1 protein-coding gene is annotated in these 398 nt (G+C 39.2%); it reads right to left on the reverse strand.

Translation table 11 applies throughout. From position 1 onward, the window contains the following. Window positions 1–127 precede the first annotated feature (127 nt). Window positions 128–398 (reverse strand): bestrophin family ion channel (locus SB689_RS22620; RefSeq protein WP_410694320.1); only part of this gene is annotated, 271 nt, incomplete at its 5' end.

Here is a 398-nt window from a genome sequence, read left to right on the forward strand (position 1 = left end):
CCTCCTATCACCTCAGCAATGAGATAGGTACCACCTAGACAGAGTACAATCAGGAGGTTTTTTTTATGTCTGCTTGCTGCAGAGGGAAGTTGGGTTTGTGTTTTGGTTTCCATAGCTGCTGGATTAATTACATTTCATAATAGGATGTATTTTCTTTTTTTAAAGGCACATTTTGCTCCCCGATCATTTGCCGGATATTGATTTCTATAGTCTGCGCCAGGGAAGTCATGGGAGTATCCACTGGTCCGTTTTCGAATGGATCCTGCATAATAATAGATGTTTTTTCTATCGTAATGAACACGATCGGAACCAGAAAAGTAATCATGATCTCGATTGTCAATTGTGAATCATCTAATCCAAATGGTAGTATAGCGGCAAACACATAGATCAAAATATGC

It is taken from the genome of Chryseobacterium sp. SIMBA_038, from assembly GCF_046535115.1.
Taxonomy (GTDB): Bacteria; Bacteroidota; Bacteroidia; order Flavobacteriales; family Weeksellaceae; genus Chryseobacterium.